The sequence below is a fragment of the Klebsiella sp. PK01 genome (genome assembly GCF_057624675.1).
The window spans coordinates 19,534-34,550 of sequence record NZ_JBYEZM010000001.1; the positions used below are offsets into that span (position 1 = coordinate 19,534).

Below are 15,017 nucleotides of genomic sequence, written 5' to 3' on the forward strand. Positions count from 1 at the left end.
GGCAGCCATGAACTGCCGGGCTTTTTGTTACGCGGGTATGGCCGCAACTTTACTGCTTCTTGACCAGACGCGATGCGCGGCCAGTAGCGTCAGCAGTTTATCGACGCTAAGCGTATTAATCGCGTCGCATTCGATAACCCCTTCTTCACCCGCAGCGGGCACCTGTAGCAGCGAACTAAACTGCCGCGCATCGCCCGCCAGTAAAATAGGCTTCAGATGCTTATAAGCTTCCAGCAGATAGTAGCGGGCATCTCCGTTATCGCTGATGCTGCTCAGATCGCCGCCGGGAACGATAACCGCATCAACCGTCAACGATGGCGAGCCGGCGAAGGTTCCGGCGATCGGTAGCTGCGATCCATCATCGGCGCTGACTTCGCCCATACGCGAATAGAGCAGTTTGCTGTGGACGCCTCTGGCCTGCAGCGCTTGCAACAGGTTGAGTACATCCTGCGCGCAGGTCTTCTCGTTGAGTAATACCGCGACAATTCGTCCTTTTACGTCGCCATCGCCATCAGCGTAAAGACTGAGGGTTGGATCTTTCTCCACGCCGTTAACCGGCGCTGGCGGGGCAATATTCCGCTGCTCATCGCTGAGTTCGATACCGAGATTGTTGGCTACCGCTTCCGCCAGCCCGATATCAATATGCGCCAGATGATCGACCACCCGCTCGCGGATCCAGACTCTGACCACTTTGCTCAGCTCAAAACTAAAGCCGCCGATAATGTGCTGCTGCTCAATCGGCGTCTGGCTGAGCCAGAACAGGCGAGGCTGGGCGTAGTACTCGCCGAAGGAGGGGCTACGGTTACGGATTTTCTCGCCATCAACGCGTTCCGCCAGTGATTCAAAGCCGCCGCGTTTCGGCGCCGGCGGCGTTTCGCGAGGCCAGTTATCGTTGATAGAGTTGGGCTCATAGTTTGCTGGATTGGTATCAATCTCCATTCGGTGCATGCCGTCACGCTGGAAATTATGATACGGGCAGGTAGGGCGGTTAATCGGAATTTCGTGGAAATTTGGCCCGCCGAGGCGGCTAATTTGCGTATCGGTATAGGAGAAGAGTCGCCCTTGCAGCAGCGGGTCGTTACTAAAATCGATACCCGGCACGATATGACCCGGATGGAATGCCGCCTGTTCGTTCTCAGCGAAGAAGTTGTCGGGGTTACGGTTAAGCACCATTTTGCCGACTCGTTGCACGGGCACCAGCGCTTCCGGAATGAGTTTGGTCGGATCCAGCAGATCGAAGTCGAAATCGAACTCGTTTTCCTCTGGAATTAACTGCAGGCCGAGCTCAAACTCCGGATAATCGCCAGCCTCGATGGCTTCCCATAGGTCGCGGCGATGAAAATCCGGGTCGCGGCCGGTCAATTTCTGCGCCTCATCCCACACCAGGGATGCTTTACCAGCCACCGGCTTCCAGTGGAAGCGTACGAAGGTGGCTTTGCCTTCGGCGTTGATGAAACGGAAAGTATGTATGCCGAAACCTTCCATCGTGCGATAGCTGCGCGGCAAGCCGCGGTCGGACATGGCCCACATCACGTTATGCAATGTTTCCGGCTGCAGCGAAACATAGTCCCAGAAGGTGTCATGGGCGCTTTGTCCCTGCGGAATTGCCCAGTGCGGTTCGGGTTTCACCGCATGGACAAAGTCAGGAAATTTAATCGCATCCTGGATAAAGAAAATAGGCGTGTTATTGCCCACCAGGTCGAAAATGCCCTCTTCGGTATAGAATTTGGTGGCGAAGCCGCGGATATCACGCACGGTATCGGCCGAGCCCGCGCCGCCCTGAACGGTGGAGAAGCGGACAAAAACAGGGGTGATTTTTTCCGGCGCGGACAGAAAATCGGCTTTGGTAATCTCTTTCAGGCTTTTGTAAGGCTGGAAATAGCCGTGCGCGGCGGAACCGCGAGCATGAACGATACGCTCGGGAATGCGTTCATGGTCAAAGTGGGTAATTTTCTCACGTAAGATAAAATCTTCCAGCAACGTTGGTCCGCGGTTGCCGGCGCGTAACGAGTTTTGATCGTCGGCGATGCGTACCCCCTGATTGGTGGTCAGCGGGAAGTTTTCGCCGCCTTTACGCTGCGGCTCAAGCGTATCTAATTTTATGCTGTGAGTATCCGGCGCTTTCAGGCTGCCGGGCGCCGTCGGCTCCTCCCCGGGTGCGGTTGGCTGGGGAGTAGGGCGCCACTCGCGGTCTTCTGGCGCCAGTGAATCGAGGCCCGGTTTTGCTTCATCGCTATCGTGTACCGGAGCCTGTCGGCTGTGTGGGTCGTGGTGTTTTTCTGACATCTGCTCGTCTCCTGCTTTCATTGCTAAAAGTGGTCGTTGCTAAACCAAAACCCTTCTAACTATAGAACATTGTTCTGGGTTCGCCGGGCAGAAACGAATAGAGTTATCCTAAAATGCGCATTAGCGGAGGAGGGGCGACGAAAAGGGGGGCGATCGGCTATGATAGGGGTTTATGTTCCCGCTTTGCTTAGTGAATCCATCTGTTATGAAAACATTGCGCCAACAAAATCGCCCTGTCATTAGCTACGTGCCGCGCGTCGAGCCTGCGCCGCCGGATCATGCCGTTAAAATGGACCATTTTCGCGATGTCTGGATATTGCGGGGCAAATATGTCGCCTTTGTACTGATGGGCGAGCGTTTCCGCCGTTCACCGGCGTTCACCGTGCCGGAATCGGCGCAGCGTTGGGCTAATCAGATACGCCAGGAAGGTGAAATAGAGGCCTGACCTCGCGGGTAAAATAAAAAAGCCGCTGAAATTCAGCGGCTTTTTTGTGGCTGTTAACGTTAGCGATGCGCCAGTTCGGCGTCTTCTTCGCTATCGAGGATGGCTTTATCCGTCTGGCGCAGCCACTGGCTGGTCAGCGTGCCGGCGGTCATTGAACCGTTAACGTTAAGGGCGGTACGGCCCATATCAATCAGCGGCTCGACGGAAATCAGCAGTGCGACCAGCGTGACCGGCAGACCCATCGCCGGCAGCACGATCAAGGCTGCGAAGGTCGCGCCGCCGCCAACGCCGGCTACGCCCGCGGAGCTTACGGTGACGATACCCACGAGGGTGGCAATCCACATTGGATCCAGCGGGTTGATGCCAACGGTTGGCGCTACCATTACCGCCAGCATCGCCGGATAGATACCGGCGCAGCCGTTCTGACCAATCGTCGCGCCAAATGAGGCGGAGAAGCTGGCAATAGATTCCGGCACGCCCAGACGGCGCGTCTGCGCTTCCACGTTCAGCGGAATAGACGCCGCGCTGGAACGGCTGGTGAAAGCGAAGGTAATCACCGGCCAGACTTTACGGAAATACTTCAGCGGACTGACGCCATTGACGGCTAACAGCAGACCGTGTACCACAAACATGATCCCCAGCGCGATGTAAGAGGCCACCACGAAACCGCCGAGCTTGATGATGTCATGCAGGTTGGAACCGGCAACCACTTTGGTCATCAGTGCCAGTACGCCGTACGGGGTCAACTGCATCACCAGACGCACCAGCTTCATCACCCAGCCCTGCAGCGTGTCGATGGCGGTCAGGACGCGTTGGCCTTTCTCCACATCGTCTTTCAGCAGTTTCAGCGCCGCGACGCCAAGGAACGCCGAGAAGATAACGATGCTGATGATAGAAGTCGGGTTAGCGCCGGTCAGATCGGCAAACGGGTTTTTCGGCACAAACGACAGGATCAGCTGCGGAACGCTCAGATCTGATACTTTACCGACATAGTTGCTCTGGATGGCGTTCAGACGAGCGGTTTCCGCGCTGCCCTGCACCAGGCCTTCAGCGGTGAGGCCAAACAGGTTGGTCACCAGCACGCCGACCAGCGCGGCGATTAGGGTGGTGAACAGCAGCGTACCGATGCTCAGGAAACTGATTTTCCCCAGCTGTGATGCATTGTGCAGGCGCGCCACCGCGCTCAAAATGGAGGCGAAGACCAGCGGCATGACAATCATCTGCAGCAGTTGCACGTAGCCGTTACCGACGATATTGAACCACTGAATAGAATCTTTCAGAACCTGACTGTCGGAGCCGTAAACCAGCTGCAGGCCAAGACCAAAAATAACGCCGATAACGAGACCGACCAGTACTTTTTTAGCGAGGCTCCACTGTTTGTGGCGGGTTTGAGCCAGCGCAAACAGTAAAACCGCGAACACGACAACGTTCGCTATTAATGGAAAATTCATCCCCGTTCTCCTGATATCTTGTTACCTGGGTTGGTCTGAAACCAACTCTTATGGCGCCAAGAGTAGCAGAAGGCCTTATTGCTTTCTTATACTCAAATGGAATGGGTTATAACCAAAAAATTATTTAGCGTATTTATCGTTCAGCCTGATGGTTAATAAAACGATTAAAGGTTATTTGCAGCGAATTAATCATATTTGATGACCAGCGCACGGCGCTATTTTCGGCCATGCTTTGCGGCATCCAGACGGCGTAAATGAACAGCGCCATGCACAGCGCGCGCTCGAGTTGATTGCCTTTGCGCGGCGCGAGGATCGGCAGACGGAACCGCCAGCGACAAGGCCACAGCAGCGGTACGCCGGCCGGGGTGAGCATATCGGCGAGTATATGGCTGAGGTAGCCAAGCACTAAACCCTGCAGCGCATCGGCCGGGATTATCCAGCTCTCCGGCACTTTTAGATAGAACAGCGCCAGCGCGCCGAATACCGCCAGCAGGCTGTGGGTAAAGCCCCGGTGGCCAAAGGCGCGGGCTACCGGTTTTGAGACCCAGCTTAAACGCTGCCCGAGGAAAGATTTAGGATGGTCGATATCGGGCAGCAGGCAGGTCAGCACGGCGGAAGGAACGATATGCCACCAGTCCCCCTGCGCCAGCACGGGGGTTAATTCTGCATTTTTTGCAAATACCGCACAGGCGATAGAAAAGAAGAGGTGGCCTTCCGCCGTCATGATAAGAACCCTAAACTGTCAATTCATACAGTATAGGGTTTTTATACAGTATACGGAAGAGGTGACGGTGTAACTCTTTGTCACAAGGTTGACATATTTTGACGACATTAATGCCAGCGCAAGTCGCTTAGCCGCGCAGGTCTGCTACCGTCAGCTGCTGCAGAGAGGCCAGTTTCACATCGGCCAGTACGAAGCGCGGATCGCGGCTGTTTTCTGCTTCCGGAACCACAATCGAGCGCATCCGCGCCGCTTTGCTGGCAATCATGCCGTTAACAGAATCCTCCAGCGCCACGCAGGACATTGGCGCGACGCCAAGCTTCGCGGCGCAATCAAGATAAACCTGGGGATGCGGTTTGCTGTAAGGCAGATGTTCGGCTGAGGCCAGCGCGTCGAACTGGTCGCGAAGTTCAAACATTTCCAGCACTTTTTCCAGCATATGCAGCGGCGACGCGGAGGCGAGGCCGATTTTTAGTCCTTCGGCCTTACACAACGCCACGGCTTCACGCACGCCGGGCAGCAACGGCCGTGACTCCTCGACCAGCTGAATGGCCCGGCGGATAATACTGGCGGTTACCTCCGCGCGGTCCGGGCCGCGCCAGGGCTGTTGTGCAAACCATAAATCGACCACCAGGTCGATGCGCAGCCCCAGCAGGTCAGGTAATTCATCACGGCGGCTAATATCCACTCCGAGGCTTTCCAGTACCTCCAGCTCTGCGCGGTCCCATAGCGGCTCTGAATCGATAAGCAGGCCATCCATATCGAAAATAGCGGCAAGAATCTGACGCTTTGCTGACATAAGTTCCTCTCCATTGGCGTAAGTAGATAACGAAATTGTCCATATGGTATATCATACCGCGCTGAAGCAGGCGAAATTCGCTGCGGAAGATAGACTTATACCTGACTCTATGTCGGCATGGAGAGTCTGGCGTTTTAAACAAGGGGAACTCATGACGTATCAACAAGCTGGACGCATTGCGGTCATTAAACGCATTTTGGGATGGGTCATCTTCATTCCAGCCGTGCTGTCTACGCTGATTTCCGTACTGAAGTTTATGTACGAGCATAGCGAAAAGAAACCGGGTATTGATGCGGTGATGATGGATTTCGCCCACCTGATGATTGAGATGGTGCGTTTCAATACGCCGTTCCTGAATTTCTTCTGGTACAACTCGCCGCTGCCGGAGTTCAAACATGCGTTGAACATCGGTTTCTGGATTATCTACGTGCTGGTGTTTGTCGGTATGGCGTTGCAGGCTTCCGGCGCGCGGATGGCCCGCCAGGCGAAGTTTTTACGCGAAGGCGTGGAGGATCAGTTGATTCTGGAACAGGCTAAAGGCGCGGAAGGCCTGTCGCGCGAACAGCTTGCCGAACGTATTGTCGTTCCGCGTCATACTATTCTGAAGCAGTATTTCACGCTTTACGTGCTGCCGATTGTGGTGATTGTGATCGGTTATATTTTCTTCTCGCTGCTTGGCTTTCTTTAAGCAGAAGATCTGCCCGGCAAGCCGGGCAATGTCTTACTCGGCAGGCAGCGCTCGCGGCTTGCCTTCATTGTCTACCGCCACATAAATAAACAAGGCTTCCGTCGCCTTATAACGCTGGCCCAGCGGTTCCGTCGATACTTTTTTCACCCATACCTCAATATTAATAGTGATTGAGGTGTTGCCGCGCTTTACGCAGCGGGCATAGCAGCACACAACATCGCCAACGGCGACCGGGCGTAAAAAAGTCATACCATCAACACGGACAGTCACAACGCGGCCGCGGGCAATCTCTTTGGCCATAATCGCGCCGCCGATATCCATCTGCGACATCAGCCAGCCGCCAAAAATATCGCCGTTCGCGTTGGTATCCGCCGGCATGGCCAGGGTGCGTAAAACCAATTCGCCCTTCGGGGCGAGATCTGTTGTTGTCATTCTATACTCTGTACTAGTCAAAGGAGATCAGGCGCGATGCTACTATGAAAACGGCGCAGAGAGAATAGGGGAATACGCCCGCCGGTACGGGCGTCGGCAGATTAGAAACTTAGGGTAACGCCGGCGTAATAGGCGCGCCCCGGCTCGTTGTAAGTTGACGCACCGGCGTTCTCGCGATAAATCTGCTTATCAAACAGGTTGCTGATGCCGGCGTTCAGGCGAATATCTTTCATCAACTGATAGTTGCCGCCGATCCCTACTACCGAATAAGCGCCGACTTCATTGGTGGCGAGAACCCCAGTCTCGTTGCGAATTTCCGCGTACTGCCGCGGCTTTTGACGGCCATACATCGTCCAGTTTATGTTAGCCGACAGTTTGCTGTTTACCTGCCAGTCGAACATGGTATTGATAGTATATTTCGGGATCACCGACAGCGGATTGCCGGTATCTTTACTTTCCGATTTAATCATCCAGGTCGCGTTGGTGCGCCAGTTTAGGGTGTCGGCAATCAATGGGATCAGCACGGTCCCTTCCAGTCCTTCTACTACGGCTTTGCCGCCGTTCTGCCACTGTAGAATGTTGTTGCCGCTGGAAGTGTAGCCAAGCACCTCGGTGCCGGAGACGATTTTGTTTTTGTAATCATTACGGAACCAGGTGATCCCGGCGTTATAGCCGCCGGCGTTGAATTCCAGCCCAAGCTCTTTATTGATGCTGATTTCCGGATCCAGATCCGGGTTGCCGAGCAGATAGCAACTGCCTGTTGCAATGGCGTTCGGGCATCCGTTGCCGCGGGTGGAGAGCAGATAGCCTTCGCTGGATTGATATAAATTCGGTGCTTTAAATACCCGTGCAATACCGGCTTTGACTTTAAACCACTCACCTAATGCCTGCGCCAGGTTGAGGCTTGGGCTCCAGTTACTGCCGAACTGGTTGTGGTAATCGAAACGCAGGCCGGGAATGATGTTAGTTCCCGGCGTGGCCTCGATATTATCTTCCAGGTAGATCCCGGTTAACGTGGCGCTGTTTTTGCTACTACGATCGGCGGCATTGCCGCTGGTGCCGGCGATGGTTTCACCGCTCACGTCAGTGGCCTGCATCGACGCCGGATCGTTGAGTTCGTCGCGGTTCCACTCCATGCCAAGCGTCAACGTCTGATCCGCCAACCAGTAGAACGGAATGTTTAACTCGCCTGTGGAGCGCCATGATTCCAGACGGCTGGTGGCGTATTCATCGCTATTGATCATCCCCTCGACGCGGCCGGTTGATCCTTCCTGCAGGCGGGTATTATTGGTTTTTTCATAATAAACGCCGGCTTTTGACTGTCCCCAATCCCAAATTCCGTTATAGGTTAGCCCCCACGACTGGCGATACAGGCGGTTGGTCTCATGGCCGTAGAGTGAATCAACCAGGCCATTGGGGCTAAGGTTGCCGTTACTGTACTGGGTATCGCCGGCATAAATATTGCCCTGGCGGCTGTAGGCATAGTTGAAATCGAGGATCTGTTGTGGGGTTATTTTCCACGACAGCAGGGCGTTAATATCTTTATTACGCACGCCTTCGCGACCGGCGGCGTATGAGCCATTCTGCGCATGGTTGATATCCCAGGCGTCAGCATCGGTTTTATTGATGTTGCCGTACAAACGCATGGTGAGGGCATCGCCTGCCAGCGGCCCGCTGAGGTTAAAGTTGGCCCGGTTGGTGGCGCCTTCTTTGTTATTCTCCGGTTGATTGGTGAAGAACGACAGTGAGCCGTGCCAGTCGTTGGTTGGTCGTTTGGTAATGATATTCACCACGCCGCCGGCCGCGCCGGACCCATAGCGGGCCGCAGCGGGTCCGCGCAGGACTTCAATACGTTCAACCATTTCAGCGGGTACCCAATTACTATCACCGCGGGTATCGCGTTCACCGCGCCAGCTGTAACGTACCGAATTTCGTGAGGTAACCGGTACGCCATCGATCAAAATCAGCGTGTTTTCGGGGCCCATCCCGCGAATGTCGATTTGACGGTTGTTACCGCGGCTACCGCTGGCGCTGTTGCCGGTCAGATTCACGCCGGGCATTTTACGGATGATTTCTGACAGGTCATTAACCGGCGGCTCTTTGGCAATATCTTCGGCAGTGATAATCGAAACGCCGGGCTGTTGTTTTAACGCTTCTTCAGCGGTGCTGTAAACCACCATGGTTTCAGTATCCTGTTCGGCTTCTTCGGCCAAACTCTCCGCTGAAAAGAAGCTGGCGATAATGATGGTAAGGGGAGCGAGGGGGAATGCGGTGTTCGTTCTCATTGTAAATATCCGTATCAAAATAAAACAAGAACGTGAATATTAATAATAATCATTATCATTACAATGAAGCGAGACGAAACTTCATCAAATCCTCACAATTGGCGCAATTTTTCCTGTTTGATGAAGAAAGCGTGAAGGCGAGCCGTTGGGGAATGGCGTAATAAGAGGTGGCTTACCCGCTCTTTCGGAAGTTAAATTTGAACTGAACGGGATAGGAGGTAGAGAAAAGAAATGAAAAGCACAAGGGAGGCGGTACGCGCCGGCTAGCGCGTACCGTTAAGGGGTATTAGTGCTTATCGTCCTGTGGCATGTGGCGGTAGATATAAACGCCGCTCAACAGGGTAAAGACCAGGGTCAATGCCGTTAAACCGAAGACTTTGAAGTTGACCCAGATATTCTGCGGCAGCCAGAACGCGATGTAGATATTAGCCAGCCCGCAGAGAATAAAGAACAGCGCCCAGGCCAGATTCAGCCGCGACCACACCTGCTGCGGCAGCGTCAGCTCTTTACCAAGCATGCGTTGGATCAGCGGCTTTTTCATTACCCACTGGCTGAACAGCAGGGCGCCGGCAAACAGGGCGTAGATGACGGTCACTTTCCACTTAATAAATTCATCGTTGTGGAAGAAGATTGTCAGCCCGCCGAATACGGCGACCAGCACAAAAGTGATCAGCGCCATCTTTTCAACTTTACGATAGCGCACCCAGCTATAAATGAGGACTACCGCGGTGGCGACGATCAGCGCGGTGGTTGCGGCGTAGATATCGTAAATCTTATAAAAAGCGAAGAAGACTACGAGCGGTAAAAAATCGAGAAACTGCTTCATACATCAATTCCGTCGTTCAGGAAGGGCCGGAATGCCCGGCCCTGATTAAAGTTAGTTGCGAATAAGCATATACAAGCGGAACAAATAGATCAGCAACAGCGCAGAGAACAGATTGCTGATGGTATTAATGACCACGGCGGCAACGTTGGGCGACAGCGTTGCAAAGCTTGAAGCAAGCAGCAGCAGCGCCGTTTTTGCCAGCAGCCAGCCGAGTACCGCTGGCGCCACCAGGCGCATATTCGCCCACGCCAGACGCATACTGCCGCGCATTGCGCTAAAGATGCCGATTTTATCCTGCACCAGCATCACCGGCGCGAACGCCAGAACTATCGCCAGCAGCACGCCCGGCACCAGCACCAGCATCATCCCCATCTGTACCACGAAGGTGGTGAACAGAATAAGCAGCAACAGCTTCGGCAGAACCGGCGCCGCCGCGCCGATCGCCCGCAGCGCGCTGACGCGATGCCCGGCGGAGATCAGCTGAATCAGCAACAGTACGCCGCCGACGAGGATGGCATTCCCCACCAGACCCGAGAAGGTTGAGGCTGCCGACGCGCGCAGCAGGATCTGCTGCTGTTCCGGCGTCATGTTCTGCACCAGCTCAAACAAGCCGGCGCTGCCCACGAGGTTATCGCCCTCGCTGAGAATCGATAACTGCTCGTCGCTGGGCGAAAAGGCATGGCCAATGACTACCGTGATGAACGCGCATAACAACGCAATCAGCAGAATAGTAACGAACTGATTACGAAAAAAATTCCCCGTGTCACGGTAGACGGACTTCGCCGTGATAGACATGCATTCTCCTTGAGTCTTGCAGGTGTTTTAACTAGCCGGGGATTGTACCGCAAAACGTGGTTGGGTAGCAGTCTCTGCCGAGGTCACGGTAGGTATATCTTTGTAAAGAGTTCCCAGCGGCGGCAGGCCATAGCGGGCACGGGCGCGATCGCAGGCTTCGTTGAGTTCGCCGCCTTCGCCTGACATGGCAAACTCGCGGCAGGGGGAAGGCCGCTGGTGATAGATGGAGCAGTGTACCGATTCGCCGATTTCACCGCTTAAGGCGGTACAGCGGCTTTGCCGCTGATTGGTACCGCTCATGCAGCGCAGAAAAGGGGTAAGGGGTTCGGTGAGCTGTGTGGGTACCACGCCGCCAGCGTCGTCGGCTTCAGCCCAGTAGAAGGAGACTCGAAAATACGCACAACAGGCACCGCACGTCATGCACGGGTTGATTTCACTCATAATTACACCTGAAAAAAACGCATCAACACAAATTGTCGGCAATTAAATTAGCTATCCGCGCGATCGGCGACAAGAGGGGCAAGCAAAAATTTTTCTCATGGGTAAAAATTGATGTAAAGACAAATCAGAACGTTACTAACTGCTGCAAAAATTAATCTGGATCAATAAATGTTAAATCTAATGGCCTGGTGTGATCTAAAACAGATCAAAGCTAACTCATTGTAGGTATATTTGCAGCCGCTGATAAAAACCATAATGGGGACATGGATATGAAGAAAATAGCAGCGGCGGCATTGATCTTAGGTACGCTTTCTGGTGGTAGCGCCTGGGCGCATGAAGCGGGGGAGTTTTTTATTCGCGCGGGCTCGGCGACGGTTCGCCCGACTGAGGGCTCTGACAACGTGCTGGGTAGTCTCGGCGGTTTTAACGTCAGTAATAACACCCAGTTGGGTTTAACCTTTACCTATATGGCGACCGACAATATCGGTATCGAACTGCTGGCGGCAACGCCGTTCCGCCATAAGGTGGGTACCGGGCCGACCGGCACTATCGCCACCGTACATCAGCTGCCGCCGACGCTGATGGCGCAGTGGTACTTTGGCGATGCGCAAAGTAAAGTGCGCCCGTATATCGGCGCCGGTATTAACTATACGACCTTCTTTAACAATGATTTCAACGATACCGGTAAGGACGCCGGGCTTTCCGACCTGAGTCTGAAAGATTCATGGGGCGCGGCAGGACAGGTTGGCCTGGATTATCTGATTGACCGCAACTGGCTGCTTAACATGTCGGTCTGGTACATGGATATCGACACCGATGTGAAATTTAAAGCTAACGGCGTTGACCAGAAAGTCAGTACCCGTCTGGATCCGTGGGTGTTTATGTTCTCTGCCGGTTATCGCTTCTAATGCTTTAAAAAAACTGGCCGCCTGCGGCCAGTTTTATCCTCTTCAGACCAGCCGATGGGCGTGCAGTTTGGCGCTTTCCATAATGCTATCCATTATCACCTGCACGCGATGCGGCAACACGCCTCGCTGACGATAAATCAACCACGCCTGCATATTCACGCCGCGTTCCCGTGGCAGACAGGGTTGTAACGTACCGGCCTCCAATTCCGCCGCGACGGAGTAAAAAGGGGCATAAACGATGCCCAGACCCTGCTTGGCAAGCTCGATGGCCGGCAAAATGTTATCGCATACGCTGGAACCGTTGACCTCCACCTGAATGCTTTCACCCGCTGCGTTATAGCAATGCCAGCTGTTGCGGATCCCGCCCAACGTACGCAAAGTGATGCAACGATGCTGCGCAAGCTCATCAACATCGTGCAGAGGCGACTGCGTAATATAATCCGCGCAGGCAAACAGCCCCATGCGAAAGCGGGTGAGAGGCCTTGCGATCAGGCTTTCGTCCTGGGGCTGGAAAAAGCTAATCAGCAGATCGCAATCGCTATCGAAAAGCGTCCCGTGTTTCTGTTCGCGCTCGTCGGGATTGCGGGTGAGAAGATTGACGGTTAACTCCGGCGCTGAGCGCAGCACCGGCGGCAAAAGATATCGGGCAAGGAAAGCCTGAATGCCGATTGGCGCGCCGAGCGTCACCATACCGTTGAGGCTGCGTTTCCAGGTACCGGACATATCAAGCAGGTCATTATGCTTATCCAGCAGAATGTCCGCCCGGCGCAGGAACTGCTCGCCAAACTCGCTCAGGATTAATGCCCGTGGGTGGCGGATAAAGATTTCCAGCCCCAGGCGCCGTTCCAGCGCATTCAGCGCCCGCGACACGTTCGACTGCGGCATATCCAGTAGCTGGGCGGCTTTGCTAACGCTTGCCGTTTCGGCAATCACGCGGACGATGCGGAGTTCGTCTATGCGCAGGTCTTTTTCTTTCACGAGGTCGCTTCTTTTGGTTTTGCTATATCAAAAATGATATACATCTTTGCTGTCATTGTCATATGACTTCTGGTTGGGAGCTGGGTATCATTTGCGTGGATTATTTGTTACAGCCGAAAAATACAGAGAAATAATTCGATGAAAATAACAAGAATGGCTGCGTTATCTGCAATGTTGCTGCTGGCTGCGTGCGCTTCCAGCGTAACCGAAAAAGAAAAATATATTGAATATGACGATATTATCAAGGGACTATCGGTTTCGGGGGAAGAGATATTATACCGGAAAGATAAAAGTACTGATTTTTACCGTTACCAATATTTGGTCTATCAGTCGGAAAATGATTATTCTCGGCACAGCCCCACGATTACAGTGAGTGGCATTGCTAATTATAAAACAGCGTAGTTAGTACGGTTTACCTTTTTTATTACCAGGTGTTATTATGTTCCTTAACTACTTCGCCTTAGGCGTGTTAATTGCCGTGTTTTTGATTTTATTTTACGGCATTATTATTATTCATGATATTCCCTATTTATTAGCCAAAAAACGTCAGCATCCTCATCAGGATGCGATCCATGTGGCCGGCTGGGTGAGCCTGTTTACCCTGCATGCGATTTGGCCGCTGTTATGGATCTGGGCAACGCTGTATCGCCCCGAGCGCGGGTGGGGAATGGCGCATAAAGTCGAAGATAGCGCCGAAATGCATCAGCGAATCAGGCAACTTGAAAGCGAGCTAAAGCGTCTGCAGGAGCAACAGATAACTGTAACGACAAACTCGTCAAATAACCGCTGAGGCTAATGTATGGATTTACTCATTATTCTTTGCTATGTGGCGTTGGCCTATGGCGTATTTAAAATTTTCCGTATCCCGGTAAATAAATGGACGGTACCCACGGCGGTCCTTGGTGGGGTGTTTATTGTCGGCGCGCTAATTCTGACTATGAATTATAATCACCCGTACACCGACCGGGCGCAAAAAATAGCTCTGTCGATCCCGATTGTGCCGCAGGTGTCGGGGGCCATCGTAGAAGTTACCGATAAAACGAATGTGTTATTACGCAAAGGCGAGGTACTGTTTCGTCTTGATGATAGCCGCTATCGCGCGCGACTGAATAAACTGGAGGCGGATCTCAGCGCCGCCGAAGCGGATATCAGAACCCGGAAAGCGGCATTAAGTGAATCCGCCGCTAACGTCCAGCGGATGACGGCGGAATATGAACGTGCCCGTCAGGATTATCAACGCTATGCGAAAGGCGCGGCCATGCCGGTTAACCCTTTTTCTGAGCAGGACGTGAATCACGCCGAACAGCAATATCAGGCGCAATCCGCGGCCCTGCGGGCGGCTAAGGCACAGTATCAACAGGAGTTAGAAAGACTTTCTGCGCGTTTCAATGGCGAGGATGCGCAAATCGCCAGCCTGAAATCGCAGATTGCCGAGGCGCGTTATGACCTTGAACAGACGGTATTCCGCGCGCCCAGCGATGGTTATGTCACCCAGGTGCTGGCGCGACCGGGCACCACGGCAGTTCGTCTGCCGTTCAAACCGGTGATGATTTTTATTCCGCAGCAGAAACGGCAGGTGGTGGCGGTATTTCGCCAGAACGCTATCCTGCGCCTGGAGCAGGGGGACGAGGCAGAGGTGGTATTCAATGGTCTACCGGGGCAGGTGTATGCCGGCAAGGTCACAAAAGTATTGCCAACTATTCCCGACGGCAGCTACCAGGCCAGCGGCGCGTTACAGGGTTTAAGCGCCACGCCCGGTCGGGAAGGGGTTTATGTGATGATTGACCTCGCGGCGAGCCGCGATCTCGCCCATCTCCCTGATGGCGTCAGTGCCCAGGCGGCGGTCTATACCGACCATTTTGCCCACGTGTCGGTGATGCGTAAGGTGCTGTTACGGATGACCAGCTGGTTGCATTATCTGTATCTCGACCACTAAAGGCCGAAGTTGAGCGAAAAAAAGCC

General features: G+C 53.8%; 16 protein-coding genes. 6 read left to right on the plus strand and 10 right to left on the minus strand.

The window, feature by feature from the left end:
• Positions 1-27 precede the first annotated feature (27 nt).
• Entirely contained in the window at positions 28-2,286 is a 2,259-nt protein-coding gene (katE, locus tag AC22LX_RS00110) for a catalase HPII (RefSeq protein ID WP_049059927.1), read from the minus strand.
• Positions 2,287-2,458: 172 nt separating this feature from the next.
• Between katE and cedA the strand changes: the two genes are divergently transcribed.
• Positions 2,459-2,731, plus strand: coding sequence for a cell division activator CedA (cedA, locus tag AC22LX_RS00115; RefSeq protein WP_072047989.1), 273 nt, complete (start codon positions 2,459-2,461; stop codon positions 2,729-2,731).
• Positions 2,732-2,790: 59 nt separating this feature from the next.
• On the opposite strand, the gene AC22LX_RS00120 is transcribed toward cedA, so the two are convergent.
• The 3 genes from AC22LX_RS00120 to hxpB form a co-directional block, all read right to left on the minus strand.
• The gene (locus tag AC22LX_RS00120) at positions 2,791-4,182 is read right to left on the minus strand and encodes an L-cystine transporter (protein ID WP_015366191.1); all 1,392 of its coding nucleotides are present in this window, start codon (positions 4,180-4,182) and stop codon (positions 2,791-2,793) included.
• A gap of 133 nt (positions 4,183-4,315) precedes the next feature.
• Positions 4,316-4,906: a metal-dependent hydrolase gene (locus AC22LX_RS00125; protein WP_015705758.1), complete on the minus strand. Its 591-nt coding sequence runs from the start codon at positions 4,904-4,906 to the stop codon at positions 4,316-4,318.
• Between the two features lie 127 nt (positions 4,907-5,033).
• Positions 5,034-5,702 (minus strand): hexitol phosphatase HxpB, encoded by a 669-nt coding sequence (gene hxpB / locus AC22LX_RS00130; RefSeq protein ID WP_045393217.1) that lies wholly within the window; start codon positions 5,700-5,702, stop codon positions 5,034-5,036.
• A 151-nt stretch (positions 5,703-5,853) separates the two neighbouring features.
• On the opposite strand from hxpB, the gene AC22LX_RS00135 reads away from it, so the two are divergent.
• Positions 5,854-6,390: a YniB family protein gene (locus AC22LX_RS00135; RefSeq protein WP_045393214.1), complete on the plus strand. Its 537-nt coding sequence runs from the start codon at positions 5,854-5,856 to the stop codon at positions 6,388-6,390.
• 33 nt (positions 6,391-6,423) lie between these two features.
• Here the strand turns inward: AC22LX_RS00135 and yciA are convergent, their stop codons facing one another.
• From yciA to AC22LX_RS00160, 5 genes are all read right to left on the minus strand, one after another.
• Complete coding sequence (gene yciA / locus AC22LX_RS00140; protein WP_015705756.1) at positions 6,424-6,822, minus strand: acyl-CoA thioester hydrolase YciA; 399 nt, start codon at positions 6,820-6,822, stop codon at positions 6,424-6,426.
• A gap of 101 nt (positions 6,823-6,923) precedes the next feature.
• Complete coding sequence (locus tag AC22LX_RS00145; protein ID WP_047050023.1) at positions 6,924-9,107, minus strand: TonB-dependent siderophore receptor; 2,184 nt, start codon at positions 9,105-9,107, stop codon at positions 6,924-6,926.
• Between the two features lie 286 nt (positions 9,108-9,393).
• Positions 9,394-9,933, minus strand: a complete 540-nt coding sequence (locus AC22LX_RS00150) for a septation protein A (protein ID WP_015366196.1) — start codon at positions 9,931-9,933, stop codon at positions 9,394-9,396.
• A gap of 51 nt (positions 9,934-9,984) precedes the next feature.
• Positions 9,985-10,728, minus strand: coding sequence for a YciC family protein (locus AC22LX_RS00155; RefSeq protein WP_045387665.1), 744 nt, complete (start codon positions 10,726-10,728; stop codon positions 9,985-9,987).
• Positions 10,729-10,755: 27 nt separating this feature from the next.
• The gene (locus AC22LX_RS00160) at positions 10,756-11,169 is read right to left on the minus strand and encodes a YkgJ family cysteine cluster protein (protein WP_045393211.1); all 414 of its coding nucleotides are present in this window, start codon (positions 11,167-11,169) and stop codon (positions 10,756-10,758) included.
• A 269-nt stretch (positions 11,170-11,438) separates the two neighbouring features.
• Between AC22LX_RS00160 and ompW the strand changes: the two genes are divergently transcribed.
• Complete coding sequence (gene ompW / locus AC22LX_RS00165) at positions 11,439-12,077, plus strand: outer membrane protein OmpW (protein ID WP_045374891.1); 639 nt, start codon at positions 11,439-11,441, stop codon at positions 12,075-12,077.
• 42 nt (positions 12,078-12,119) lie between these two features.
• On the opposite strand, the gene AC22LX_RS00170 is transcribed toward ompW, so the two are convergent.
• Entirely contained in the window at positions 12,120-13,055 is a 936-nt protein-coding gene (locus tag AC22LX_RS00170) for a LysR family transcriptional regulator (protein WP_045393208.1), read from the minus strand.
• A 138-nt stretch (positions 13,056-13,193) separates the two neighbouring features.
• Between AC22LX_RS00170 and AC22LX_RS00175 the strand changes: the two genes are divergently transcribed.
• The 3 genes from AC22LX_RS00175 to AC22LX_RS00185 are packed head-to-tail and all read left to right on the plus strand — an operon-like array spanning position 13,194 to position 14,991.
• Positions 13,194-13,457, plus strand: a complete 264-nt coding sequence (locus AC22LX_RS00175; RefSeq protein WP_049060844.1) for a hypothetical protein — start codon at positions 13,194-13,196, stop codon at positions 13,455-13,457.
• Positions 13,458-13,494: 37 nt separating this feature from the next.
• Entirely contained in the window at positions 13,495-13,845 is a 351-nt protein-coding gene (locus AC22LX_RS00180) for a DUF3302 domain-containing protein (protein ID WP_045393202.1), read from the plus strand.
• A gap of 9 nt (positions 13,846-13,854) precedes the next feature.
• Positions 13,855-14,991: an HlyD family secretion protein gene (locus AC22LX_RS00185; RefSeq protein WP_045393199.1), complete on the plus strand. Its 1,137-nt coding sequence runs from the start codon at positions 13,855-13,857 to the stop codon at positions 14,989-14,991.
• The last annotated feature ends 26 nt before the right edge of the window (positions 14,992-15,017 follow it).

Bases quoted from the DNA above. Each gene is read 5' to 3' on its own strand.
- katE (WP_049059927.1), bottom strand. From the start codon at position 2,286: ATGTCAGAAAAACACCACGACCCACACAGCCGACAGGCTCCGGTACAC.
- cedA (WP_072047989.1), top strand. From the start codon at position 2,459: ATGTTCCCGCTTTGCTTAGTGAATCCATCTGTTATGAAAACATTGCGC.
- AC22LX_RS00120 (WP_015366191.1), bottom strand. From the start codon at position 4,182: ATGAATTTTCCATTAATAGCGAACGTTGTCGTGTTCGCGGTTTTACTG.
- AC22LX_RS00125 (WP_015705758.1), bottom strand. From the start codon at position 4,906: ATGACGGCGGAAGGCCACCTCTTCTTTTCTATCGCCTGTGCGGTATTT.
- hxpB (WP_045393217.1), bottom strand. From the start codon at position 5,702: ATGTCAGCAAAGCGTCAGATTCTTGCCGCTATTTTCGATATGGATGGC.
- AC22LX_RS00135 (WP_045393214.1), top strand. From the start codon at position 5,854: ATGACGTATCAACAAGCTGGACGCATTGCGGTCATTAAACGCATTTTG.
- yciA (WP_015705756.1), bottom strand. From the start codon at position 6,822: ATGACAACAACAGATCTCGCCCCGAAGGGCGAATTGGTTTTACGCACC.
- AC22LX_RS00145 (WP_047050023.1), bottom strand. From the start codon at position 9,107: ATGAGAACGAACACCGCATTCCCCCTCGCTCCCCTTACCATCATTATC.
- AC22LX_RS00150 (WP_015366196.1), bottom strand. From the start codon at position 9,933: ATGAAGCAGTTTCTCGATTTTTTACCGCTCGTAGTCTTCTTCGCTTTT.
- AC22LX_RS00155 (WP_045387665.1), bottom strand. From the start codon at position 10,728: ATGTCTATCACGGCGAAGTCCGTCTACCGTGACACGGGGAATTTTTTT.
- AC22LX_RS00160 (WP_045393211.1), bottom strand. From the start codon at position 11,169: ATGAGTGAAATCAACCCGTGCATGACGTGCGGTGCCTGTTGTGCGTAT.
- ompW (WP_045374891.1), top strand. From the start codon at position 11,439: ATGAAGAAAATAGCAGCGGCGGCATTGATCTTAGGTACGCTTTCTGGT.
- AC22LX_RS00175 (WP_049060844.1), top strand. From the start codon at position 13,194: ATGAAAATAACAAGAATGGCTGCGTTATCTGCAATGTTGCTGCTGGCT.
- AC22LX_RS00180 (WP_045393202.1), top strand. From the start codon at position 13,495: ATGTTCCTTAACTACTTCGCCTTAGGCGTGTTAATTGCCGTGTTTTTG.
- AC22LX_RS00185 (WP_045393199.1), top strand. From the start codon at position 13,855: ATGGATTTACTCATTATTCTTTGCTATGTGGCGTTGGCCTATGGCGTA.